24 protein-coding genes are annotated in these 24393 nt (G+C 64.6%); 17 read left to right on the forward strand and 7 right to left on the reverse strand.

The genetic code is table 11. The features are described 5' to 3' along the window. Positions 1-54 precede the first annotated feature (54 nt). The 5 genes from N2602_RS12335 to N2602_RS12355 form a co-directional block, all read right to left on the reverse strand. On the reverse strand, positions 55-1044 hold the full coding sequence (locus tag N2602_RS12335; protein WP_260382790.1) for an ABC transporter ATP-binding protein: 990 nt from the start codon (positions 1042-1044) through the stop codon (positions 55-57). Beyond that, positions 1041-2027 carry an ABC transporter ATP-binding protein gene (locus N2602_RS12340; protein WP_260382791.1) on the reverse strand — a complete coding sequence of 329 codons (987 nt, stop codon included), beginning with the start codon at positions 2025-2027 and terminating at the stop codon, positions 1041-1043. The genes N2602_RS12335 and N2602_RS12340 overlap by 4 nt, the downstream gene beginning before the upstream one ends. A gap of 13 nt (positions 2028-2040) precedes the next feature. Further along, positions 2041-3012: an ABC transporter permease gene (locus N2602_RS12345; RefSeq protein ID WP_212254837.1), complete on the reverse strand. Its 972-nt coding sequence runs from the start codon at positions 3010-3012 to the stop codon at positions 2041-2043. Positions 3013-3022: 10 nt separating this feature from the next. Further along, complete coding sequence (locus N2602_RS12350; RefSeq protein ID WP_260382792.1) at positions 3023-4003, reverse strand: ABC transporter permease; 981 nt, start codon at positions 4001-4003, stop codon at positions 3023-3025. A 103-nt stretch (positions 4004-4106) separates the two neighbouring features. Further along, positions 4107-5702, reverse strand: coding sequence for an ABC transporter substrate-binding protein (locus N2602_RS12355; RefSeq protein WP_172784020.1), 1596 nt, complete (start codon positions 5700-5702; stop codon positions 4107-4109). Between the two features lie 323 nt (positions 5703-6025). On the opposite strand from N2602_RS12355, the gene N2602_RS12360 reads away from it, so the two are divergent. The 6 genes from N2602_RS12360 to N2602_RS12385 all read left to right on the forward strand — a co-directional run bounded on the left by N2602_RS12360 (position 6026) and on the right by N2602_RS12385 (position 13759). After that, on the forward strand, positions 6026-6283 hold the full coding sequence (locus N2602_RS12360) for a DUF6489 family protein (protein WP_172784021.1): 258 nt from the start codon (positions 6026-6028) through the stop codon (positions 6281-6283). After that, the gene (locus N2602_RS12365) at positions 6283-7083 is read left to right on the forward strand and encodes a triacylglycerol lipase (RefSeq protein ID WP_260382793.1); all 801 of its coding nucleotides are present in this window, start codon (positions 6283-6285) and stop codon (positions 7081-7083) included. The genes N2602_RS12360 and N2602_RS12365 overlap by 1 nt, the downstream gene beginning before the upstream one ends. Positions 7084-7128: 45 nt before the next feature. Continuing rightward, positions 7129-8679 (forward strand): wax ester/triacylglycerol synthase family O-acyltransferase, encoded by a 1551-nt coding sequence (locus N2602_RS12370; RefSeq protein WP_172784023.1) that lies wholly within the window; start codon positions 7129-7131, stop codon positions 8677-8679. A gap of 10 nt (positions 8680-8689) precedes the next feature. Continuing rightward, positions 8690-9685: an alpha/beta fold hydrolase gene (locus N2602_RS12375; protein WP_172784024.1), complete on the forward strand. Its 996-nt coding sequence runs from the start codon at positions 8690-8692 to the stop codon at positions 9683-9685. 132 nt (positions 9686-9817) lie between these two features. After that, positions 9818-13054, forward strand: coding sequence for a bifunctional cytochrome P450/NADPH--P450 reductase (locus N2602_RS12380; protein ID WP_260382794.1), 3237 nt, complete (start codon positions 9818-9820; stop codon positions 13052-13054). A 30-nt stretch (positions 13055-13084) separates the two neighbouring features. Beyond that, complete coding sequence (locus N2602_RS12385; protein WP_172784026.1) at positions 13085-13759, forward strand: spermidine synthase; 675 nt, start codon at positions 13085-13087, stop codon at positions 13757-13759. 14 nt (positions 13760-13773) lie between these two features. Here the strand turns inward: N2602_RS12385 and N2602_RS12390 are convergent, their stop codons facing one another. Together N2602_RS12390 and N2602_RS12395 are read right to left on the reverse strand one after the other, a co-directional pair. Then, complete coding sequence (locus tag N2602_RS12390) at positions 13774-14238, reverse strand: ester cyclase (RefSeq protein ID WP_260382795.1); 465 nt, start codon at positions 14236-14238, stop codon at positions 13774-13776. Between the two features lie 121 nt (positions 14239-14359). Continuing rightward, entirely contained in the window at positions 14360-15274 is a 915-nt protein-coding gene (locus tag N2602_RS12395; RefSeq protein ID WP_172784028.1) for an alpha/beta fold hydrolase, read from the reverse strand. A 162-nt stretch (positions 15275-15436) separates the two neighbouring features. On the opposite strand from N2602_RS12395, the gene N2602_RS12400 reads away from it, so the two are divergent. The 11 genes from N2602_RS12400 to paaD all read left to right on the forward strand — a co-directional run bounded on the left by N2602_RS12400 (position 15437) and on the right by paaD (position 24299). After that, the gene (locus N2602_RS12400; protein ID WP_260382796.1) at positions 15437-15817 is read left to right on the forward strand and encodes a hypothetical protein; all 381 of its coding nucleotides are present in this window, start codon (positions 15437-15439) and stop codon (positions 15815-15817) included. After that, positions 15814-16896: an alpha/beta hydrolase gene (locus N2602_RS12405; protein WP_260382797.1), complete on the forward strand. Its 1083-nt coding sequence runs from the start codon at positions 15814-15816 to the stop codon at positions 16894-16896. The genes N2602_RS12400 and N2602_RS12405 overlap by 4 nt, the downstream gene beginning before the upstream one ends. Continuing rightward, a complete protein-coding gene (locus N2602_RS12410; RefSeq protein WP_172784031.1) occupies positions 16893-17486 on the forward strand; it encodes a GNAT family N-acetyltransferase in 594 nt (197 codons plus the stop codon). The genes N2602_RS12405 and N2602_RS12410 overlap by 4 nt, the downstream gene beginning before the upstream one ends. Positions 17487-17706: 220 nt before the next feature. Further along, positions 17707-18162 (forward strand): phasin, encoded by a 456-nt coding sequence (locus N2602_RS12415; RefSeq protein WP_212254845.1) that lies wholly within the window; start codon positions 17707-17709, stop codon positions 18160-18162. A gap of 160 nt (positions 18163-18322) precedes the next feature. Continuing rightward, positions 18323-19609 carry a DUF445 domain-containing protein gene (locus N2602_RS12420; protein ID WP_260382798.1) on the forward strand — a complete coding sequence of 429 codons (1287 nt, stop codon included), beginning with the start codon at positions 18323-18325 and terminating at the stop codon, positions 19607-19609. Positions 19610-19811: 202 nt separating this feature from the next. Further along, a complete protein-coding gene (locus N2602_RS12425; protein WP_172784033.1) occupies positions 19812-20582 on the forward strand; it encodes a triacylglycerol lipase in 771 nt (256 codons plus the stop codon). A 211-nt stretch (positions 20583-20793) separates the two neighbouring features. Beyond that, positions 20794-21660 carry a phenylacetic acid degradation operon negative regulatory protein PaaX gene (gene paaX, locus N2602_RS12430; protein ID WP_260382799.1) on the forward strand — a complete coding sequence of 289 codons (867 nt, stop codon included), beginning with the start codon at positions 20794-20796 and terminating at the stop codon, positions 21658-21660. 76 nt (positions 21661-21736) lie between these two features. Continuing rightward, entirely contained in the window at positions 21737-22729 is a 993-nt protein-coding gene (gene paaA, locus N2602_RS12435; RefSeq protein WP_260382800.1) for a 1,2-phenylacetyl-CoA epoxidase subunit PaaA, read from the forward strand. A gap of 9 nt (positions 22730-22738) precedes the next feature. Continuing rightward, a complete protein-coding gene (gene paaB / locus N2602_RS12440; protein ID WP_260382801.1) occupies positions 22739-23026 on the forward strand; it encodes a 1,2-phenylacetyl-CoA epoxidase subunit PaaB in 288 nt (95 codons plus the stop codon). Next, a complete protein-coding gene (paaC, locus tag N2602_RS12445) occupies positions 23026-23802 on the forward strand; it encodes a 1,2-phenylacetyl-CoA epoxidase subunit PaaC (protein ID WP_260382802.1) in 777 nt (258 codons plus the stop codon). The genes paaB and paaC overlap by 1 nt, the downstream gene beginning before the upstream one ends. Further along, positions 23796-24299 (forward strand): 1,2-phenylacetyl-CoA epoxidase subunit PaaD, encoded by a 504-nt coding sequence (gene paaD, locus N2602_RS12450; RefSeq protein ID WP_260382803.1) that lies wholly within the window; start codon positions 23796-23798, stop codon positions 24297-24299. Before paaC ends, paaD begins: the two co-directional genes overlap by 7 nt. Positions 24300-24393 lie beyond the last annotated feature (94 nt).

Here is a 24393-nt window from a genome sequence, read left to right on the forward strand (position 1 = left end):
TTGATCACAGGGCCACGCCGCCGCCAAATGCGCAGGCTGCATGGCACGGGCGCGTCACGCCGGGACCGGCGCGGTGTTGACGGCGTGGCAGGCGACGCCGTCGATCAGTTCCGGCGTCTCCCTGCGGCAGAGATCGAACGCCAGCGGGCAGCGCGGATTGAAGGCGCAGCCGGGAGGCGGATTGATCGGATTCGGGATCTCGCCCTTGACCGGAATGCGCTGGCGGCCGCTCATGGCAAGATCAGGCACGGCACCCAGCAGCATCTTGGTGTAGGGCATGCGCGGATTGGCGAACAGCTCGCGTCCGTCCGCGATCTCGACGATGCGGCCGAGATACATCACGCCGACGCGGCTCGCCATGTGACGGACCACGGCGAGGTTGTGGCTGATGAACATGTAGGTCAGGCCGAACTTGTCCTGGAGGTCGCGCATCAGGTTCAGGATCTGCGCCTGCACGGAGACGTCGAGGGCCGAGGTCGGCTCGTCGCAGACGATGAATTCGGCGTCCGATGCGAGCGCCCGCGCGATCGCGATACGCTGGCGCTGGCCGCCGGAGAATTCGTGCGGGTATTTCAACCGGTCGTCCGGATGCAGGCCGACGAGGCTGAGCAGCTCGCCGACGCGGGCCTGGATGTCGCGCTCGCCCTGGATCAGGTCGAAGGCACGGATCGGCTCGGAGATGATGGCATCGACCCGGAAGCGCGGATTCAGGCTCGCATAGGGGTCTTGGAAGATCATCTGGATCCGGCGGCGCAGCTTTCGCCGCGCAGGCGCCTGCCGCGGGTCGGTCATGGAGACGCCGTCGATCAGCACGTCGCCGGAGCTCGGCGGCAGCAGGCCGACGACCATGCGTGCCACCGTGGTCTTGCCAGATCCGGACTCGCCGACCAGGGCAAACGTCTCGCCCTTCCTGATGTCGAAAGTGACGTGATCGACCGCCTTGAGATATTCGAGATGTCCGCCTTCGAGCACACGGTTGAGCCAGGGCTTCGAGACATCGAAGACGCGGCGCAGGTTTGTGGCCTGGACGAAGGGAGCGCTCATGCCACGCTCTCCGCCGGCACGTCGTCATAGAGGTGGCAGGCGACGGATTGCGCGCCGCGCGGCAGCGGCTCCGGCCGGTCGACCCGGCAGCGATCGAAGGCGAAGGCGCAGCGCGGATTGAACGAGCAGCCGCGCGGGATTGCCGACAGGCGCGGCATCGAGCCCGGGATCTGCACCAGGCGCTTGTCCTCGCCGGCAAGCGTCGGGATCGCGCCCATCAGGCCCTTGGCGTAAGGGTGCAGCGGATTCTTCACGACGTCCTGCACCGGGCCGATCTCGGCGACACGGCCGGCATACATCACGGCCACGCGGTCCGAGGTCTCCGCGATCACGCCCATGTCGTGGGTCACCAGCATCACGGCGGTGCCGTGGTCGCGGCCGAGGCGCTTGATCAGCGAGATGATCTGCGCCTGTACGGAGACGTCGAGCGCGGTGGTCGGCTCGTCGGCGATGATCAGCTCCGGCTCGGCGCAGATCGCGAGCGCAATCACGACGCGCTGGCGCATGCCTCCGGAAAACTCGTGGGGATAGCCGTCGATGCGCTTTTCCGGCGCGGGAATGCCGACCTCGGCGAGCAGATCGATGGCGCGGCGGCGGGCGGCCGACTCGGACAGATTGAGATGGGTGCGGATCGTCTCCACGATCTGGTCGCCGACCTTGTACAGCGGGTTCAGCGATGTCAGCGGATCCTGGAAGATCATCCCGATGCGCTTGCCGCGCACGCGGCGCATCTCCTCCGGCGGCAGATTGTCGATGCGCAGGCCCGCGAGACGAATCTCGCCGCCGGCGATGCGGCCCGGCGGATCGATCAGGCCGATCACCGCGAGGCCGGTGACGGACTTGCCGGCTCCGGACTCGCCGACGACCCCGAGCACCTCGCCCTTGGCGATATCGAAGGAGACGCCGTCGATGGCGCGCAGCGTGCCGCGGCGGGAGGCGAACTCCACGTGAAGATCGCGTACGGAAAGGACGGGTTCGGTCATGGACGAGGCGTATTCATCGAAGCTTCGGATTGAGCGCATCGCGCAGCCAGTCGCCGAGCAGATTGATCGACAGGATCAGCGCCGCGAGCGCGAGCCCCGGGAAGGCGACGATCCACCATTCGCCGGCGAACAGATAATTGTTGCCGATGCGGATCAGCGTGCCGAGCGAGGGCATGGTGTCGGGCAGGCCGACGCCGAGGAAGGACAGCGTCGCCTCGGTGATGATGGCGAGCGCGAGGTTGATGGTGGCGATGACCAGGATCGGGCCCATCGTGTTCGGCAGCACGTGCCGCAGCATGATCTTCGGGGCGGGCAGGCCGATCAGCTGCGCGGCGGCCACGTAGTCCTTGTTCTTCTCGACCATCACGGAGCTGCGCACGGTCCGGGCATAGCCCACCCAGAAGCTCAAGCCGATCGAGATCACCAGCACCGCCAGCATGCTGGTGGCGTCCAGCCGGTTGCCGAGGATCGACTTCGCGATGCCGTTGACCAGGAGCGCGATCAGGATGGCGGGGAAGGTGAGCTGCACGTCGGCGATCCGCATGATCACGCCGTCGACTGCGCCGCCGAAATAGCCGGCGATCAGGCCGAGCGCGATGCCGAGCGCGCCGGCGAAGATCACGCCGGCGACGCCCACGGCGAGCGAGATGCGCATGCCATAGAGAATGGCGGAGAACACGTCGCGGCCCTGCTCGTCGGTGCCGAGCAAAAACGGGCTCTGACCGTCCGCGGTCCACAGCGGTGAAATCCGCGAATTCATCAATTGCAATTGTGCCGGATCGAACGGGTTCTGCACCGCGAGCACGGAGGCAAAGATCGCAAGCAGGAAGAACAGGACCGTGATGGCCGCGGCCACCATGGTGAGCTTGGAGCGGCGGAACGAATAGAACAGGTCGCTGTCGAGCGTGCGGCTGAACCAGCCATGCGCGGCCTGCACCGGCTGTGCGCTTTGCTTGTCGGAATTGGAGACGACTGCGTCGGACATGCAGGCTGCCTTATGCGGCGCGACCGACGGTCGAGCGCAGGCGCGGATCGACCACGGTGTAGAGAATGTCGACCACCAGGTTGATGGTGACGAAAATCAGTGAAACCATCAGCAGGTAGGCGGCCATGATCGGAATGTCGACGTTTTGCACGGCCTGGACGAACAGAAGCCCCATGCCGGGCCATTGGAACACGGTTTCGGTGATGATCGAAAATGCAATAACCGAGCCAAATTGAAGCCCGGCCACGGTGATCACCGGAATCAGCGTGTTCTTCAGCGCGTGGCCGAAATGGATCGCACGCGTGGTCAGTCCCCTCGCGCGGGCGAAACGGATATAGTCGGTCCGCAACACTTCCAGCATTTCCGCGCGCACCAGGCGCATGATCAGGGTCATCTGGAACAGGCCGAGCGTGATCGAAGGCATGATCAGCGCCTTCAGTCCCGATAGCGTCAGCAGGCCCGTCGTCCACCAGCCGAGCTTGACCACCTCACCGCGGCCGAACGAGGGCAACCAGCCCAATGTCACCGCGAACAGATAGATCAGGAGGATGCCGATCAGGAAGGTCGGCAGCGAGATGCCGATCAGCGAAACCGCCTGGAATAATTTGGCGAGCACGGTGTCGCGCTTCAGTGCGGAATAGACGCCCATCAGGATGCCGCAAACCATTGCAAACACGGTCGCACAGATCGCAAGTTCCAGCGTCGCGGGCATGCGCTCCATCAACAGGGTCGCGACCGGCTGGCGAAACTGGTAGGAGACGCCGAACTTGAACTGCGCCGCATCGGCGAAATAGCGCACGAACTGCACCGGCACGGGGTCGTCGAGGCCGAGCGACTTGCGCACGATCGCGCGTTCGGCTGCCGAGGTGTCGATCGAGACGATCTGATTGACGGGGTCGCCGGCGAAACGGAACATCGAGAACGCGATGATGCCGACGGCGAACATGACGCCGATGGCCTGAACGGCGCGGCGAAGCGTGAAAGCGAGCATGCCTTCCACTTTCCTTGGGTGAGCGTACGGCCGACGTCCTTGTCGGCCGGAAGGAAAGGTCCCGGAAGGCAGATGCCGCCGGGACCTCGTGTTTCAAGCGACGCTATTCCTTCTTGGTTGCCCAGTGGAACATGACGAGATTGTCGGCGCGCTGCGGCAGGTTGACCTTCTTCGAGACGCCCCAGGCCAGCGCCTGCTGGTGCAGCGGGATGTAGGACCAGTCCTTCATGCCGATCTCGTAGGCCTCCTTGATCAGCTGGTTGCGCTTCTCGGCGTCGGTTTCGACCAGCACCTTGTCGGTGATGGCGTCGAACTCCTTGTTGCAATAGCCGCCGAGATTGGCCTCGCCGCGCGAGGATTTCGCATCGTCGCGGCAGCCCATGATGTCGTAGAGCACGTTGTGGGAGTCCATCGTGCTCGGGGTCCAGCCCAGCAGGTAGAACGAGGTCTGGTAGCCGCCCTGCTTGAGCACCTTGGCGAAGTACTGCGCCTTCGGCTGGGCCAGGAGATTGATCTTGACGCCAATGCGGGCAAGCATGCCGACCACGGCCTGGCAGATCGCGGCGTCGTTGACGTAGCGGTCGTTCGGGCAGTCCATGGTGACCTCGAAGCCGTCGGGGTAGCCGGCTTCGGTCAGCAGCTTCTTGGCGCCGTCGGGATCGAATTTCGGCCGCGTGAAGCTCTTGGACAGTGCGAACAGCTCCGGCGCGATCATCAGCGCGGACGGCGTCGACAGGCCACGCATCACGCGCGTCTTGATCAGCTCGATGTCGATCGCCTTGTAGAAGGCCTCACGGACGCGGGCGTCCTTGAACGGGTTCTTGCCCTTGATGTTGGAGTAGAGCAGCTCATCGCGCATCTGGTCGAAGCCGATGAAGATGGTGCGCAGCTCCGGCCCCTTCAGCACCTGGGCATTCGGGCTGGAATCGACGCGGGAGATGTCCTGGATCGGAACCGGCTCGATGACGTCAACCTCGCCCGAGAGCAGCGCCGCGACGCGGGTGGCGTCGGAGGAGATCGGCGTGAAGATGATCTCCTTCAAATTGCCTTCGACCTTGCCCCAGTAATTGGGATTGGCCTTGAACACGGTCTTCACGCCGGGCTGGTGGCTTTCGATGATGAAGGGGCCGGTGCCGTTCTCATGGAGCGAGGCGTAGCTCGGCGTGGTCGCCGCTACCGGCGTCGGGTCGACGACGTTGTTCTCCTCGGCCCATTTCTTGTCCATGATGTACCAGACATCCCACGAATTATGCAGGATGGGATTGGGCGAGGGCAGGACGAAATCGACGGTGTAGTCGTCGACCTTGACGACCTTGACGTCGGGCGCAAGACGGGTCTGCATGTTGGACCCCTTCTTGCGGACGCGATCGGCCGAGAACACCACGTCGTCGGCGGTGAAGGGATCGCCGTTGTGGAATTTCACGCCCTTGCGCAGATGAAAGCGCCAGCGGGTCGGCTCCGGAGTTTCCCAGCTTTCCGCCAGTGCCGGAATGATCTTGAGGTCCTTGTCGCGCGCGGTGAGGCCCTGATAGACGTGGCCGAGATGGGCGTGGGTGGTGCTCTCGTTCAGGGTATAGGGATCGAGCGACTTCAGGTCACCCTGATTGGCATAACGTAGCGTCTGGCTGGCTGCTGGCGAGATCGCCAACGCAAGCGTACCGGCGAGCGTCGCCGCAAACAGACTTTGACCGACTGACATTCTTGACCCTCTCCACACTGCCGCGCCGGTGATTTTTGATTGTTCGGCGGGGCTTACTGATCCATGTTGCCCAGAGTTCTCGACCCGTGCAAGCGTCATTCCAGCAAGGAACGCGCCAAGTTGCACCGCTGTGCAGCAATGCTGCCCGGCAATCCCGGCCAGGCCGGCGAGCTTCTGCGCGGGGGCGCGGGCCGGACAATTTGATTGACCATACCCGTCGATCGGGGGAGCCGGTCCTAACGGCTTCCCCTCAGGTCGCTTGCGTTGCAGACCTTCTCGCGGTGATACTCCGACAGGCCGCTCGAATCTCATCTGGAGGGGACATGAAGGTTAACATCGAAATCGACTGCACCCCCCTTGAGGCCCGCCAGTTCTTCGGTCTGCCTGACGTGGGGCCGATGCAGACGGCGGTGATGGACAAGCTGCAGCAGCAGGTGCTCAGTAACATCGAGAAGGTCTCGCCGGAATCGCTGATCCAGAGCTGGTTCACCTTCGATCCCAAGATCGCCGAGCGGTTTCAGGACATGTTCGTCGCGATGGCCGGCCTCGGCGGCCCGCGCAGCGGCGACAAGAAAAAATAGTGTCGCCGGGGCCGGACGGGGCGCTGCAAGAAGGCCGGCTTCGTCCGCCGGGTCTCGGCCTGCTGCTCGCCGAGGCCCGTGGGCTGTTCGAGTTGAATGCGAGCCTCTTGCTGTCGCCGCTCCTGATGCGGGCGCCGCGGGGCGACGGCCATCCGGTGCTGGCGCTGCCGGGCTTTCTCGCCAGCGACCTCTCGATGGTGCCGCTGCGGCGCTATCTCAGCGAGCTCGGTTATGAGGCGCATGCCTGGCGGATGGGCCGCAATCTCGGCGGGCTCGGGCGCATGCGGGATTCGCTGCGCATGCGCCTGGCCGAAATCCATGCCGCCACGGGACGCAAGGTCAGCCTGGTCGGGTGGAGCCTCGGCGGCGTCTATGCCCGCGATCTCGCGCTTTGGGCACCGGACAAGGTCCGCTACGTCGTCACGCTCGGCAGCCCTTTTGCCAACGACGTACGAGCGACCAACGCGACGCGGCTCTACGAGACGCTGTCCGGCGAGCGGGTCGATGATTTTGTGGAAGCGCGCGACGCTATCGCCGGCGATCTGCCGGTGCCGGCGACGTCGATCTATTCGCGCGCCGACGGTGTTGTGAACTGGCGGACCTGTCTGCTCCGCCCCTCCGAGCGTGCCGAGAACATCGAGGTGCTGCTGGCGAGCCATATCGGGCTCGGCGTGAACCCGGCGGTGCTGTGGGCCGTGGCGGACCGCCTGGCGCAACCGGAGGGAGACTTCTGGCCATTTGACCGGGCGGGGCCCTTTGCCATTGCATATGCCCCGCCGGAGCGGGCAGTATCGGCCTGACGAGAAGCGCCGCCAAGGCGCCCGTCGAATATACGGGAGGGAACCATGGCTGACGGTAAGAAGCTGTCGTCGCTTGACGCGTCGTTTCTCTATCTGGAAACACCGGAGATGCCGATGCATGTCGGCAGCATGGCGATCTTCCGCCTGCCTGACGACTACGAGGGCGATTTCTTCGAAGACTTCAAGGCGATGATCGTCTCGCGCCTGCACATCGCGCCGATTCTCAAGGCGCGGCTGGAGAAGGCGCCGCTCGACATCGATCATCCCTCCTGGGTCGAGGACGACCAGTTCGACATCGACCGCCACATCTTCCGCGCCAGCCTGCCGCAGCCGCGCGACCGCGCCACGCTCGAGCGCATCGTCGGCTGGATGCATGCCAAGCTGCTCAACCGCGCCCGCCCACTCTGGGAGTTCTACGTATTCGAGGGCATGAAGGACAATGAGGTCGGGCTCTATTCCAAGATGCACCATGCCGCGATCGACGGCGGCGCCGGTGCGGCGCTGACCAACATGATCTACGACATCTCGCCGATCCCGCGGAAGGTCGATCCGCCGACCGCGGGCAGCAAGCCCGGACAGGAGCCGCGCGACATCGCGGCGAACCTGCTCGATTCCTATCAGCAGCTGTTCAGCCAGCCGCTGGAGGCTTCGCAAGCGGCGAAGAACCTGCAGCTGCCGCGCACCGGCAAGAGCGATATCGGCTCGATCCTGTTCGACAACGCGATGTACCAGATCGAGAGCGCGGTGCGCTTCGCCGGCAACATCCCGACCGTGCTCAAGAGCGTCTCCGACGTGCTCGGCAAGATCGCCGATCCGAAGTCGCGCGAGAGCCTCGCCAGCATGGTGTCGCCGCCGACCATGCTCAACAAGACGATCTCCTCGGAGCGGAGCTTTGCCGGCGTGTCGATCCCGCTGTCGCGGGCCAAGGCGTTGGCCAAGCAGGCCGGCGGCAAGCTCAACGACGTCGTGCTGGCGCTCGCCTCCGGCGTGGTTCGCCGCTATCTCCTGCAATATGGCACGCTGCCGGCGAAATCCCTGACCGCCGCCGTGCCGATCTCGCTGCGTGAGGAGGGCAACACCGAGGCCAACAACCAGGTGTTCGGCATGATCTGCTCGATCGCCACCAACATCGAGGATCCCAAGGCGCGCCTTGAGGCCATCATCGCGCAATCGACCAAGTCCAAGGAGATGTCGCATCCCTTGCGCGCCTTGATGCCGCAGGTCTCCAACATCTCGATGCTGGGCGCGCCGATCATGGTGCAGATCCTGGCGTTGCTCTACAGCCGCTCGAATCTTTCCGACGTGCTGCCGCCCGCGGCCAACATCACCGTGTCCAACGTGCCCGGGCCGCGCCAGACGCTCTATGCCGCCGGCGCCGAGCTCTTGCACATCTTCCCGGTGTCGATCTCGACCCACGGGCAGGCGCTCAACATCACCGTGCAGAGCTATCGCGACCAGCTCGATTTCGGCTTCATCGTCGGTGCCAACATCATTCCGCACGTCCAGGTGATGTGCGACATGCTGCCCGAGGAGTTCGCCGCGCTGGAGGCGGCCTACACGCCGCCGGCCACCGATATCAAGGGCGCTGCGGAGTAAGGAATTTGCAATGATTGAAATGCCCCCGCTCAAGTTCGCGACGACGAACGGAATCCGCATGGGCTATTACGAGGCAGGCCCCGCCGACGACAAGCCGCCGGTCGTACTGTGCCACGGCTGGCCCGAGCTCGCCTTCTCCTGGCGCCATCAGATCAAGACGCTGAGCGAGGCCGGCATCCGCGTGATCGCGCCCGACCAGCGCGGCTACGGCGCGACCGACCGGCCCGAGCCGGTCGAAGCCTATGACATGGAGCACTTGACCGGCGATCTCGTCGGTTTGCTCGATCATCTCGGAATCGACAAGGCGATCTTTGTCGGTCACGACTGGGGCGGCTTCGTCGTCTGGCAGATGCCGCTACGGCATCCCACGCGCGTCGCCGGCGTCGTTGGGGTCAACACCCCGCACTGGGACCGCGCGCCGATCGACCCGATCGCGCTGTTCCGCCAGCGCTTTGGCGACCAGATGTACATCGTCCAGTTCCAGGACCCCGCGCGCGGACCGGACAAGATCTTCAGCAGCCGTGTCGAGCAGACTTTTGACGCCTTCATGCGCAAACCGGCCGCGCGCCCTCCGGGTGCGCCCGAGGAACAGCCGATTGCCGGCATTGGTGCTTCGCCCCGCATCAACCTGGCGTTCCCGCAGATGATCGCGAATTACGACGCCAGACATGATCCGCGCACGCCGATCCTGTCGGCTGACGAGAAGAAAGTGTTCGTCGATACGTTCACGAAGACCGGTTTTACCGGCGGCATCAACTGGTACCGCAATTTCACCCGTAACTGGGAGCGCGCGAACGGGCTGGACCATCACGTCCACGTGCCGTCGCTGATGATCATGGCCGAGAACGATGCGGTGCTGCCGCCATCGGCGGCCGACGGCATGGAGAAGCTGATCGATGACCTCGAGAAGTATCTGGTGAAGGACAGCGGCCATTGGACGCAGCAGGAGAAGCCGGAAGAGGTCAGCGCCAAGCTGATCGAATGGCGTAGAAGGCGGTTTGGCTAGCGCCCGTCATTGCGAACGCGTCATTGCGAGGAGCGGAGCGACGAAGCAATCCAGACTGCCTCCGCGGATATATTTCTGGATTGCTTCGCTTCGCTCGCAATGACGACATTGAGGCAGGGGGACTACATTTCGATGTCATCCAAGAACCGTCTGGACCCGATTCCGCAGCCGCCGACCAAACCGGTGGTCGGCAACATGCTGTCGCTGGACGCGGCCGCTCCCGTGCAGCACCTGACGCGGCTGGCCAAGGAGCTCGGTCCGATCTTCTGGCTCGACATGATGGGCTCGCCGATCGTCGTCGCCTCCGGCCACGATCTCGTCGACGAGCTCTCGGACGAGAAGCGGTTCGACAAGACGGTGCGCGGCGCGCTGCGGCGTGTGCGTGCGGTCGGCGGCGACGGCCTGTTCACCGCCGACACCCGCGAGCCGAACTGGAGCAAGGCGCACAACATCCTGCTGCAGCCCTTCGGCAACCGCGCCATGCAGTCCTATCACCCGAGCATGGTCGACATCGCCGAGCAGCTCGTCCAGAAATGGGAGCGACTCAACGCCGACGACGAGATCGACGTCGTCCATGACATGACAGCGCTGACGCTGGATACGATCGGCCTGTGCGGCTTCGAGTACCGCTTCAATTCGTTCTATCGGCGCGACTACCATCCTTTCGTCGAGTCGCTGGTGCGCTCGCTCGAAACCATCATGATGACGCGCGGCCTGCCGTTCGAGCAGCTCTGGATGCAGAAGCGCCGCAAGACGCTGGCCGAAGACGTCGCCTTCATGAACAAGATGGTCGACGAGATCATCGCCGAGCGGCGCAAGAGCGCGGAGGCCATCGACGACAAGAAGGACATGCTCGCCGCGATGATGACCGGCGTCGACCGTTCCACCGGCGAGCAGCTCGACGACGTCAACATCCGCTACCAGATCAACACGTTTCTGATCGCAGGGCACGAGACCACCAGCGGCCTGTTGTCCTATACGCTCTATGCGCTGCTCAAGCATCCGGAGATTCTCAAGAAGGCCTATGACGAGGTCGACCGCGTCTTCGGTCCCGACGTCAACGCCAAGCCGACCTATCAGCAGGTGACGCAGCTCACCTACATCACGCAGATCCTGAAAGAGTCGCTGCGGCTGTGGCCGCCGGCGCCGGCTTACGGCATCTCGCCGCTGAACGACGAGACCATCGGCGGCGGCAAGTACAAGCTCAGGAAGGGAACGTTCGTCACCATCCTGGTGACGGCGCTGCATCGTGATCCCAGCGTGTGGGGTCCCAACCCCGACGCGTTCGATCCCGAGAATTTCAGCCGCGAGGCGGAGGCGAAACGGCCGATCAATGCCTGGAAGCCGTTCGGCAACGGCCAGCGCGCCTGCATCGGCCGCGGCTTCGCCATGCACGAGGCCGCGCTCGCGCTCGGCATGATCCTGCAGCGCTTCAAGCTGATCGACCACCAGCGCTACCAGATGCATCTGAAGGAGACGCTGACGATCAAGCCGGAAGGCTTCAAAATCAAGGTGCGGCCGCGTGCCGATCGCGAGCGTGGCGCCTATGGCGGGCCGGTTGCGGCTGCGTCCTCGGCGCCAATGACGCAGCGCAAGCCCACAACGCGGCCCGGCCACAACACGCCGATGCTGGTGCTCTACGGCTCCAATCTCGGCACCGCCGAGGAGCTCGCGACGCGCATGGCCGATCTTGCCGAGATCAACGGCTTCGCCGTGCATCTCGGCGCGCTCGACGACTATGTCGGCAAGCTGCCGCAGGAGGGCGGCGTGCTGATCATCTGCGCCTCCTACAACGGGGCGCCGCCCGACAACGCCACGCAATTCGTCAAATGGATCGGTGGCGATTTGCCGAAGGACGCTTTCGCTGGCGTGCGCTATGCCGTGTTCGGCTGCGGCAACAGCGACTGGGCCGCGACCTATCAATCGGTGCCGCGCTTCATCGACGAGCAATTGTCGAAGCATGGCGCGCGCGCGGTCTATCCGCGCGGCGAGGGCGATGCGCGCAGCGATCTCGACGGCCAGTTCCAGAAATGGTTCCCCGCAGCCGCGCAAGTCGCGACCAAGGAATTCGGCATCGACTGGAACTTCACCCGGACCGCCGAGGACGATCCGCTTTACGCGATCGAGCCTGTCGCGGTGACCGCGGTCAACACCATCGTCGCCCAGGGTGGTGCGGTGGCGATGAAGGTGCTGGTCAACGACGAGCTCCAGAACAAGGCCGGACCTTATCCATCGGAGCGCTCGACGCGCCACATCGAGGTGGAGCTGCCGGCCAACGTCGCCTATCGCGTCGGCGACCATTTGAGCGTCGTCCCGCGCAACGATCCGACGCTGGTGGATTCAGTTGCCCGCCGCTTCGGCTTCCTGCCGGCCGATCAGATCAGGCTCCAGGTGGCTGAAGGCCGGCGCGCGCAGTTGCCGGTCGGCGCGGCCGTGTCGGTCGGCCGCCTGCTCAGCGAGTTCGTCGAGCTGCAACAGGTGGCGAGCCGCAAGCAGATCCAGATCATGGCCGAGCACACCCGCTGCCCCGTCACCAAGCCGAAGCTGGTGGCCTTCGTCGGCGAGGAGGCAGAGCCGCTCGAGCGTTATCGCACCGAGATCCTCGCCAAGCGCAAATCGGTGTTCGACATGCTGCTCGAATATCCGGCCTGCGAATTGCCGTTCCACGTCTATCTGGAAATGCTCTCGCTGCTGGCGCCGCGCTATTACTCGATCTCGTCCTCGCCGTCGGTCGACCCGGCGCGTTGCAGCGTCACGGTCGGCGTGGTCGAGGGGCCGGCGGCCTCCGGCCGCGGTACCTACAAGGGCATCTGCTCGAACTATCTCGCCAACCGGCGGCCGGGCGATACGATCTATGCCACCGTGCGCGAGACCAAGGCAGGCTTCCGCCTGCCGGATGATCCATCCGTGCCGATCATCATGATCGGTCCGGGCACGGGACTTGCGCCGTTCCGCGGCTTTATCCAGGAGCGCGCCGCGCGCAAGGCGAAAGGGACCACGCTCGGCCCGGCCGTGCTGTTCTTCGGCTGTCGCCATCCCGATCAGGATTTTCTCTATGCGGACGAGCTGAAAGCGCTGGCGGCTGCTGGCATCACCGAGCTGTTCACCGCATTCTCGCGCGCGGACGGGCCGAAGACCTATGTGCAGCACGTGCTCGCCGCGCAGAAGGACAAGGTCTGGCCGCTGATCGAGCGGGGCGCGATCATCTATGTCTGCGGCGATGGTGGAAAAATGGAGCCCGACGTGAAGGCCGCGCTCGTCGCGATCCAGCGCGAGAAGAGCGGCAGCGATGCCGCCGCCGGTGCCCGGTGGATCGAGGAGATGGGCGCGAACAACCGCTATGTGCTGGACGTCTGGGCGGGCGGGTGATTGCTCGCCCTTTCGTGCTAAAGCACTCCCATGATTCCCTGGGAAAAGCTCGACACCGCCAAAGTCCCCGGTTCCGACGAGGAGCTCCGCCTGATGCGGCGGGGCAAGGAGTTCTCCATCAAGCTCGGCACCAACGAGCTGATGAACAGCCGCCTGTCGGGGTCGGAAGCGGCGCTCGCCACGCTTGCCGCGAAGCAGATCGAGAAAGTCGCAAAACCCGTCGTTCTCATCGGCGGTCTCGGCATGGGTTTCACGCTACGTGCGGCGCTGGCCGTGCTCGGAGCCCAGGCGAAGATCGTCGTCTCCGAGTTGGTCCCGTCGGTCGTCGCCTGGGCGCGGGGTCCGATGGCGGAGGTGTTCGGCGACAGCCTCGATGATGCCAGGGTGAGCATTCGCGAGATCGACGTCGGCGAAGTCATCCGGGCGAAGCGTTCGGCTTTCGACGCCATCCTGCTCGACGTCGACAACGGGCCCGAGGGACTGACCCGGAAGGGCAATGACGCGCTCTACGATGCGAGCGGGCTGCAGGTCGCGAAGACGGCGCTGCGGCCGGGAGGCGTGCTGGCCGTCTGGTCGTCGGGACCCAATCCGGAGTTCACAGGGCGTCTCAAGCGCGCCGGCTTCGACGTCAACGAAGTCAACGTTCGCGCCACCGGCAGAGGCGGCGGCGCGCGCCACATGATCTGGATCGCGCGGAAGGGCTAGGCAACGACCCAGGGCTAGAACATCGTGTTGCCGTTCGCGGGGTTTTCAGGAATCTCCTGAACGACGTCCCAGTGCTCGACGATCTTGCCGTTCTCCAGCTTGAAGATGTCCACGATTGCGCGGCCTCTGGTGCCGGGCTCGCGAACGGAATGAACGTGCAAGATGACGAAGTCACCCTCCGCAAAACTGCGCTTGATCTCGCTGCGCGAGTTCGGAAACTTCTCGCGCAGGAAGCCGATGAACTTCCGGAAGCCGTCGGGCCCGTCGGGAGCGGTTGGATTGTGCTGGACGTAGCGGTTGCCGACATAGGCGAGGGCGGCGTCGGCGTCCTTCTGATTGAGGCCTTTCTCATAGAAGGCCAGCACGGTTTGGCGGTTGGCTTCTTCCTGCGCGCTGGCGGCCATCGCGGCGCCGCCGGCAAGAGACAATATGAGAATGGAAGCGGCCATCATTGCCGCGGATCGGATGATGAAATTCATGTGAGCTCCGAGAGGCCGCGCCTCTGTTTGGCGTCTGAGACGGCTTGTATAGCCTTCATCGGAACCCACGTTAAGACGGGCACCGGCAGCTCACATGGTCACCGAGAGGAGACTGGCCGGCCTAGGCCGCCTGCGCCGCCGCGCCGTGCGCGTGCTTGTCGATCGCGTCGATGATCTCCGGCCAGAAGCGCATGGGCAGCGCGTGGCCCATGCCCTCGATCATCAGCAGCTTTGCGTTCGGGATCGACGCGGCCGTGTCCTTGCCGCCTTCGGGGCGGACCAACGGATCGACGGTGCCGTGAATCACGAGCGTCGGTGCCCTCACGCCGTGCAGCCGCTCCTTGCGGCTGCCGGAGGCGAGCACGGCGCGCAGCTGGCGGCCGACGCCGGCGGGATTGAGCCCGCGTGCGAACACGCGCTCGGCGCGGCCAGGGTCGAGCGCTTCCTCTTCCGGGAAGTGCCCGGCGCGCAACACGTTCCAGGTCTGGCCGTAGCGGACGATGAACTCCTCCTTGCTGCGCGGCGGCGGCGCCATCAGCATCGCGGCGGCCTCGCGGGTCGGGGGCGGCACGCGCGGATTGCCCGTCGTCGACATGATCGAGGTCAGCGAGCGCACGCGGTGCGGAAACGACAGCGTCACCTCCTGCGCGATCATGCCGCCCATGGACGCCCCGACGAGATGCGCCGACTTGATGCCGAGCGCATCCATCAGGCCGACCGTGTCCTTGGCCATGTCGATCAGCTTGTAGGTGGCGGCCACGGGGATCCGCAAGAAGCGCAGCTTCAGCAGCTCGAACGGCGTCAGGCGCTTGCCGCCGCTGAGATGGCTCGACTTGCCGATATCGCGGTTGTCGAAACGGATCACGCGGAAGCCGCGGGCGGCGAGCTGCTCGCAGAACGCATCGTCCCAATGGATCATCTGTGCGCCGAGGCCCATGATCAGCAGCAGCGGCTCGGCATTGTCATTGCCGAAGATCTCGTAGCAGATGTCGATGCCGTTGGCGCGGACGGTCTGGGGCGGCTGATGGGCGGTCACGGGTCCCTCCTGCTGACCGATGCTGTATCGCACGGTTTCGTTCCGCGAAGAAGCGGCGTGTCCGACGCCGCGCCTGCTGCTTGCCGGTTGACCGGCACCGCGCAACGGTGTGGTATGGCGGGACAAGAAGGGTGCAAAGCCCTCCGCATTGGGAGGACGCTGATGACCGACAAGATCACCGATCCGGTCGCCTTGTGGCAGAAGATGGTTGGCGAAATGGAGAAGGGTTTCAACTCCTTCGCGACCAAGGCGATGGATACGCCCGAATTCTCGCAGGCCATGAACCGCGCCGGCGGCGTTGCTGCAGGTGCTCAGAAGCAGTTCGGCGATCTCATGGAGAGATACCTGCTCTCGATGAACCTGCCGAGCCGCGAGCAGATGACCGGCATCGCGGAACGGCTCCAGTCGATCGAGGGCCAGCTCGGCGAGATCAAGTCGATGCTGAGCCAGATGTCGGCCAATTCGGGCGCGCAGCAACCCGGCGCCGCGCCGCGGCCGCCGCGCACCAAGCGTCCGCCATCCGAAGGCGGAGACCAAAAATGAACGCGCCGGCGGGACTTGATCTTGCCTCGATCCCGGAGCGCATCCAGTCCGAGGTGCAGCGCGCGATTCAGCGCAGCATCAAGGGCGTCGAATATTTCTCGACCTCCGGCCCCACGCTCGGCTCGACGCCAAAGGATGTGCTGCATTCGCGCGGCACGATGAGCCTCTATCACTATCGGCCGATGTCGGATGAGATCTACCGCGTGCCGGTTCTGATCGTGATGGCCACGACCAACCGCGGCTACATCCTCGATCTCGTGCCCGGCCAGAGCTTCATCGAATTCCTGCTGAGGCGTGGCTACGACGTCTACATGCTGGACTGGAGCGCGCCGCGGCCGGAGGAGAAGAGCCTGCGCATGGAGGACTATGTCCTCGACTTCATCCCCGACTGCGTCCGCCGCGTGCAGGCCGATTCCGGCGAGCAGGACGTCTCCGTCATCGGCTATTGCTTTGGCGGCGTGCTGTCGCTGCTCTACGGCTCGATCCACCAGGACGGGCCGATGAAGAACCTGATCTGCTTCACCACGCCGATCGACTTCCGCGAGATGAAGCTGTTCTCGAATTTCTCCGACCGCCGCTATTTCGACGTCGACCACCTCGTCGACAGCGTCGGCAACGTGCCGCCGGAGATGATCCTGTCCTCGTTCGAGATGCTGCGCCCGGCCTCGCGCACGGTGAGCCAGATCCAGCTCTGGGAAAACATCTGGAACGACGAGTTCGTGAAGTCGTACCGCATGTTCGACCGCTGGGCGACCGACACGCTGCCGCTGGCCGGCGAATATTTCCGCACCATCACCAAGGACCTGATGTGGGACAACAAGCTGTTCAACGACACCATGTCGGTCGGAGGTCGCGCGGCGAAGCTCGAGAACATCACAGTGCCGATCCTGCATGCGGTCGCCGAGCACGACCACATCGTGCCCTATGACGCCGCCAAGCACCTGATCGCCAAGATCGGCTCGACTGACAAGGAAGAGGTGATGCTGAAGGGCGGTCACGTCTCGCTCGTTGCCGGCGCCAATGCGGTGAAGCGGCTGTGGCCGAAACTGGATTCCTGGCTGGGAAAGAGATCGACATGAGCGAGCAGCGTTCCTATCCGCGCCACGTCAAGACCGACGCCGGCGATATCGAGATCCGCCTGATGTCGCCCGCGGACGAGGCCGCCGTGCTGGCCTTCGGCAAGGGCCTGCCGACCCATGATCTGCTGTTCCTCCCCCGCAACATCAGCGAGCCGAAGGTGCTCTCCGCCTGGGTCAAGGAGATCGAGCGGGGTGCGATCACGAGCCTGCTCGCGGTCAGGGATGACAAGGTCGTCGGCTGCGGCACGCTGGTGCGTGATCCCCATTCCTGGTCGCCTCATGTCGGCGAGATCCGCATGGTGGTTTCGCCCGAGGTCCGCGGCAAGGGCGTGGGCAAGGCGTTGTCGCAGGAGACCTTTGCCCTCGCGCTCGGGGCAGGCCTGGAAAAGCTCTCGGTCCAGATGACGGTGGATCAGCAGGCAGCGATCGCCTTGTTCGAGAGTCTCGGCTTCAAGGCCGAGGCCCTGCTGCGGGACCATGTGCGGGACGTCGACGGCAAGACCCATGACATCGTCGTGCTCGGCCATAACATTGCGCAGGTCCAGGCTCAGATGGAGGCCTATGGGCTGCCAGGCGCCGTCCAGCACTAGCAGCGCCGTCCGGCATTAGGGCCGGATCGGGCCGATTCTGAAGCCCAATGGCTAGGGAGGCACCACGATGCCTCCGGCTAAGGCTCTTCACGATTTCGTGATATCGCAGTGCAATACGAATATTGCATCGCACAATTAACCGTGCCATATAAGCCGTGCCCCGGGCCAATGCGGACGGGGTGAGCCCATAGCTCAGACCTTTGAGGATGGAGAGAACCCCATGACCACTGAAACCAACACCGCTTTCGAGGGCTTCAAGGACGCTTTCAAGAACATCCAGAACCTGGAAGTTCCCGAGGCCGCCCGCGAATTCGTCAAGAAGACCGCCAACACCGCCAAGGACCGTGCTGCCGAGGTGTTCGCTGGCTCCGAGCGCGTGACCGCCGCCGTCGAGAACGCGGTGACCGAGTCCGTCACCGAAGCCGGCAAGATCAGCCGCAACATCCAGCAGGCGATCTATGAGGACGCCGAGGCGTTCTTCTCGGGCATCGACAAGCTCGCGTCCGCCAAGTCGGTCAGCGAAGCCGTCGAGATCCAGTCGAGCATGCTCCGCGCCCGCGGTGAAGTGTTCGTCTCGCGCGCCAAGGCGACCGCCGACTATCTCGGCAAGCTCGCCGCCAACGGTGCGAAGTCCGCTCAGGACAACTTTGCCAAGGTCTACAACAAGACCGCCTGATCTGGTGCCTGAGCACAAACTGAATTTGAGGCCCGCTTCGGCGGGCCTTTTGTTTGGCGCCGCCGTCATTGCGAGCGAAGCTAAGCAATCCAGAGTCTTTCCGCGGAGGCGGACTGGATTGCTTCGCTTCGCTCGCAATGACGAGTACTGTGATGCAGTCATGGACTCATCTGCCACCTTCTCCTTCGACACTCCGGGCGATGCCGAACGAGCGGCCGAGCTGCGCCGCGTGAAAGCGCTGGCGACGTTGGTGCTGGCCTCGACGCTGGCACTGTTCGTCTTCGCAAAGTGGCTGCTGCCCGTGCATCCCGTGTTCGGCTTCATTGCCGCCTTCGCCGAAGCTGCGACCATCGGCGGGCTCGCCGATTGGTATGCGGTGGTGGCGCTGTTCAAGCGGCCGCTCGGCCTGCCGATCCCGCACACGGCGATCATCCAGAGCAACCAGGCCCGCATCGCCGACAAGCTCGGCGAATTCATCCAGGTGCATTTCCTGGAGGCGGGTCCCGTCGAGGCCAAGCTGAAAGAGATCGATTTCGGCTCCTTCGTTGCCGACTGGCTGCGCGACCGCAAACGCAGTAACGACCTTGCGCGCTTCGCACTGCGTCTGTTGCCGGAGGCGGTGTCGGCAACCGAAAGCTCCGGCTTGATGACCTTCATCATCCGCCGCATGTCCTCACAGCTCCAGGCGATCGACCTCGCGCCGCTCGCGGCCGGCACGCTGCGGGGCTTCGTCGCGGAGGGACGGCACCAGATCCTGTTCGACGATCTCCTGCGCGTGATGCACGAGACCTTGAACCAGACAGAGACGATGGCGATGATCCGCGAGAAGGTGCGCGCGGAATTGCCGACCCTGCTCAAGCTCTATCGCGCCGACAAGTTTCTGGTGAACAAGATCGTGGCCTCCGCGACGGCCTTCTTCAACGAAGTGCGCAGCGATCCCAAGCATCCGTTCCGCGGCGAGTTCGACCGCATGGTGCTGGGCTTCGTCGACCGGCTCGGCACCGACCAGGCCTATATCGACCGCATTGACAGCTTGAAGCGCGATCTGCTGGCGCGGCCGGAGCTTGCCGACCTCGCCCGCACCGTCTGGGCCAATACGCGCTCCTTCATCGAGCGCAGCGCGAGCGGCGAGACGCAGGTGCTGCAACATCATCTCGCCGGGATGTTCGTCTCCGCCGGCGAGGCGCTCGCCAGCGATGCCGAGCTGCGCGGCGAGATCAACAAGGGTCTCGTGACCGTGCTGCGCAGCTTCGTCGCGGACCAGAAGAGCGGCGTCTCGACCTTCATCTCCGATCAGGTCAAGGCGTGGAATATGACGCAGCTGATTTCGCTGATCGAAATCAACATCGGCCGCGACCTGCAATACATCCGCTTCAACGGCTCGTTGATCGGTGGGCTCGCCGGGCTCGTGCTCTACACCGTAGAATCCCTGCTCCGATTGTTGTGACTTTTGCGTCACGGCCGTTAGCATTAACGCGCGGGCCTATTGTCGCCTCGCGTCTGTCCCGCTTGAATGTCGGGAACCGGCTGCCTAGCTGATTCATGTTGCGCTGCGGAACGATCAAGAAGCCGGTGCATTGGAATTCATGCCGATTTGCCGGTCCCAGCGCCGGCGGCCTTTCCAGGAATTCTTCCCAGGGGAAACATTGATGACCGCAACTGCCCAGATGCTGCGCCCGCCGTCCCGCACCTTGATGTTTCTGGAGGGGCGGGCGATTCACGAGTTCGGCGCATTCCTCGGCGCGCTGCCGCTGTTGAGCCTTGCGCCGCGCGGCGATGGGCATCCGGTGCTGGTGCTTCCGGGCCTCGTGGCGTCCGATGTCTCCACACGCGCGCTGCGCGCGTTTCTGACCAGCAAGGGCTATGCGGTCAGCGGCTGGCGCCAGGGGCGCAACTATGGCCTGCGCGAGGGCGTTCAGGACGCGATGGTCGATCTGGTCCATGAGCTCACCGACACGCATGGCCGCAAGATCAGCCTGGTCGGCTGGAGCCTCGGCGGTCTCTACGCGCGCCAGCTCGCCAAGATGATGCCGGAGCGCGTACGCCAGGTGATCACCCTCGGCAGTCCCTTTGCCGGCGATCCGCGCTCGACCAATGCCTGGCGCGTCTACGAATGGGCGAGCGGGCGCAAGGCCGACGAGGTCGATCCGCGCTTTGGCGGCGAGCTCGCCGTGCCGCCGCCGGTGCCGACCACCGCCATCTTCAGCCGCACCGACGGCGTCTGCGCCTGGCAGGGCTGCATGGAGAAGTCGGGCGCACAGACCGAGAGCATCGAGGTCGAAAGCAGCCATTGCGGCATGGGCCATCATCCCGCCGCGGTCTATGCCGTGGCCGATCGCCTCGCGCAGAAGGAAGGCCAATGGCGCCCGTTCGATCGCAGCGGCTGGCGCAGCCTGGCCTATCCCGACCCGCACAGGTGATCCTTCGCCTCTCCCCGCTTGCGGGGAGAGGCCGGATTGCATCGAAGAATGCAATCCGGGTGAGGGGGCTCTCCACGAATCCATCTACCAATGTGTTTGCTGATGCAGCCCCTCACCCCAGCCCTCTCCCCGTAAGAACGGGGAGAGGGAGAGCAAGAGCCGTCGCTTCCCTCCATTGTCGCGCCCGCACCAAACGCGCTATGCCTCGTGCATGGCGCATCCGCTCTCACGCATCATCGACCAGCTCAAGCGCGAGCCCTCGCGCACCGGCTCCATCGTCATCACCGTGTTCGGCGACGCCATCGTGCCGCGCGGTGGTTCGGTGTGGCTCGGCACGCTCTTGGAATTCTTCGAGAGCCTCGATATCGACAGCGGCGTGGTGCGCACCGCGATGTCGCGCCTTGCTGCCGACGGCTGGCTGACGCGCGAGAAGGTCGGCCGCAACAGTTTCTATCGCCTGGCGGACAAGGGCCGCCAGACGTTCGAGGCCGCGACGCGCCACATCTACGATCCGCCGCCGTCCGACTGGACCGGGCGCTTCGAGCTGCTGCTGATCGGCAATGGCGAGGATCGCGACGCCTCGCGCGAAGCGTTGCGCAATGCTGGCTTCGGCAGCCCGCTGCCGGGCGTGTGGGTGGCGCCGTCAGGTGTGCCGATGCCGGAGGAGGCAGCGGGCGCGATCCGCCTCGAGGTCTCCGCGGAGAATGACAGCGGCCGCCGTCTGCTCAGCGCGAGCTGGCCGCTCGATCGCACCGCCGATGCCTACCTGAAATTCATGAAGACCTTCGAGCCGCTGCGCGCCGCGATTGCGCGCGGCACCGATTTGTCCGACGCCGACGCCTTCACCGCGCGGATCCTCTTGATCCACTATTACCGCCGCGTCGTGCTGCGCGATCCGCTGCTGCCCGAGAGCCTGCTGCCGCCGGATTGGCCGGGCAGGGCTGCACGCGAACTCTGCGGCGCGATCTACCGCGCGCTGCTTGCTCCGTCTGAACAATGGCTCGACAGCCATGGAACCAATGAAAAAGGGGCGTTGCCAGCGGCGCGAAAGCTGCTGGAACGGAGGTTCGGCGCCTGACCGTTATGTTACAGAAATATCTTGCATGACGTGAATCTTGTTATATATTATCTCCCAATAAAACGGGAGGATGCGCATGTACACCCAGGCGCTGAACACGGCCGAGACCGCTGACCGCGATCTGGAGGATGCAGGCAAAGCTGCGCAATTCCAGGCCCGCATCGATGTCGAGGAGCGCATCGAGCCGAACGACTGGATGCCGGCGGCCTATCGCAAGACGCTCACTCGCCAGATCTCCCAGCACGCCCATTCCGAAATCGTCGGCATGCTGCCCGAAGGCAATTGGATCACGCGCGCGCCGACCTTGCGCCGCAAGGCCGCGCTGCTTGCCAAGGTGCAGGACGAGTGCGGCCACGGGCTCTATCTCTACGCCGCCGCCGAGACGCTCGGCTCCTCGCGTGAGGAGCTGGTCGACGCCATGCTCGCGGGGAAGGCAAAATACTCCTCGATCTTCAACTATCCGACGCTGACCTGGGCGGACATCGGCACGATCGGCTGGCTGGTCGACGGCGCCGCGATCATGAACCAGATCCCGCTGTGCCGCTGCTCCTACGGACCGTATGCGCGTGCGATGATCCGCGTCTGCAAGGAGGAGTCGTTCCACCAGCGCCAGGGTTACGAGATCATGGTGACGCTGTGCCGCGGCTCGGACGAGCAGAAGGCGATGGCGCAGGATGCGCTGAACCGCTGGTGGTGGCCGGTGCTGATGATGTTCGGTCCCCCGGATGCGACGAGCCAGCACAGCGACACCTCGACGAAGTGGAAGATCAAGCGCTTCTCCAATGACGAACTGCGCCAGAAGTTCGTCGACGCCACCGTGCCCCAGGCGCAATATCTCGGCCTCACCATTCCCGATCCCGGAATGATTCAGGATGCCGACGGGCACTGGCGCTACAGCGAGATCGACTGGAGCGAGTTCAAGCAGGTGCTCGCCGGCAACGGCCCCTGCAACCGCGAGCGCATCGCCGCGCGCCGCAAGGCGCATGAGGAGGGCGCCTGGGTGCGCGAGGCGGCCGCCGTCTATGTCGCCAAGCGCGCCCAGCGTCAGACCGCCCAAGCTGCAGAATAGGAGATCGAAATGGCCACGCCGAACACGCCGCTGTGGGAAGTCTTCGTTCGCAGCCGCAATGGGCTCGCGCACAAGCATGTGGGATCGCTGCATGCGAACGACGCGACGATGGCGCTGCAGGCCGCCCGCGATATCTACACCCGCCGCGGCGAGGGCCTGTCGATCTGGGTCGTGCCCTCGAGCGCGATCACCGCGAGCGATCCAGCCGAGAAGGGCATGATGTTCGAGCCGGCGGAATCCAAGATCTACCGGCACCCGACGTTCTACGAAGTGCCGGAAGAAGTGGGGCACATGTGATGGCGGTCGCCAACATCCAGGTCTCGGAAACGCCGCTGGTGCTCTACGCGCTGCGCCGCGCCGACGATGCGCTGATCCTCGGTCATCGGCTGTCGGAATGGTGCGGGCATGCGCCGATGCTGGAAGAGGACATGGCGCTCTCCAACATCGCGCTGGACCTCATCGGTCAGGCGCGGGAGCTCTACAGCTTTGCCGCCAAGGCCGAAGGCAGGGATAACGACGAGGACAAGTTCGCTTACTTGCGCGACGTGCGGCAGTACCGAAACCTGCTGCTGGTCGAGCAGCCCAACGGCGATTTTGCCCAGACCCTGGTGCGGCAGTTCTTCTATTCCGCCTTCGCCGATCTCTATTGGCGCACGATGATGAGCTCGCGCGATGCGACGCTGGCGGCGATTGCTGCGAAATCGGAGAAGGAGAGCGCCTACCATCTGCGCCATGCCTCGGAATGGATCATCCGGCTCGGCGACGGCACTGAGGAGAGTCACCGGCGCGCGCAGGCTGCGATCGAAAATCTCTGGGCTTTTACCGGCGAGATGTTTGCCGTCGATGACGGCGAGCGCGCCCTGATCGATGCCGGCATTGCTGTCGATCCCGGGAGCTTGCGCGCGCGCTGGTTGACGACGCTCACCGATGTCGCCCGCGAGGCAACGCTCGCGCTGCCGCAGAACGATTGGATGCAGCAGGGCGGCCGCTCCGGCCGCCACAGCGAGCATCTCGGCCATCTCCTGTCGGAGCTGCAATCGATGCAGCGAACGTTTCCGGGGCTGACATGGTGACGGTGCTGGAGCGTGATGGCGAGCTGCGCCAGCGTGCCTGGAACGCTGCGGCTAGCGTGGTCGATCCCGAAATCCCGGTGCTGACCATCGCCGATCTCGGCGTCCTCCGCGACGTCGTTCTCGACGGCGATCATGTCGAGGTCGCGATCACGCCGACTTATTCAGGCTGCCCGGCCATGAACATGATCGCGCTCGAAATCGAGGTCGCGCTGGAGAGCGCCGGCTTCCATCAGCCCAAGGTCCGCACCGTGCTGTCGCCGGCCTGGACCACGGACTGGATGAGCGAGGAGGGGCGCGAGAAGCTGCGCGCCTACGGCATCGCGCCGCCGCAAGCCTCGAGCTCGCGCCGCGCGCTGTTCGGCGCGCAGACGGTGGCGTGCCCGCAATGCGGCTCGGACAAGACCGAGCTGCTGTCCGAGTTCGGCTCGACCTCCTGCAAGGCGCTCTGGCGCTGCAAGGCCTGCCGCGAACCCTTCGACTATTTCAAATGTCATTGAGGCGCACGATGCCAGCCCCGCCGTCATTGCGAGGAGCTCTTGCGACGAAGCAATCCAGACTGCTTCCGCGGAAAGACTCTGGGTTGCTTCGCTT

This window comes from Bradyrhizobium sp. NC92, assembly GCF_025200865.1.
Classification (GTDB): Bacteria; Pseudomonadota; Alphaproteobacteria; order Rhizobiales; family Xanthobacteraceae; genus Bradyrhizobium.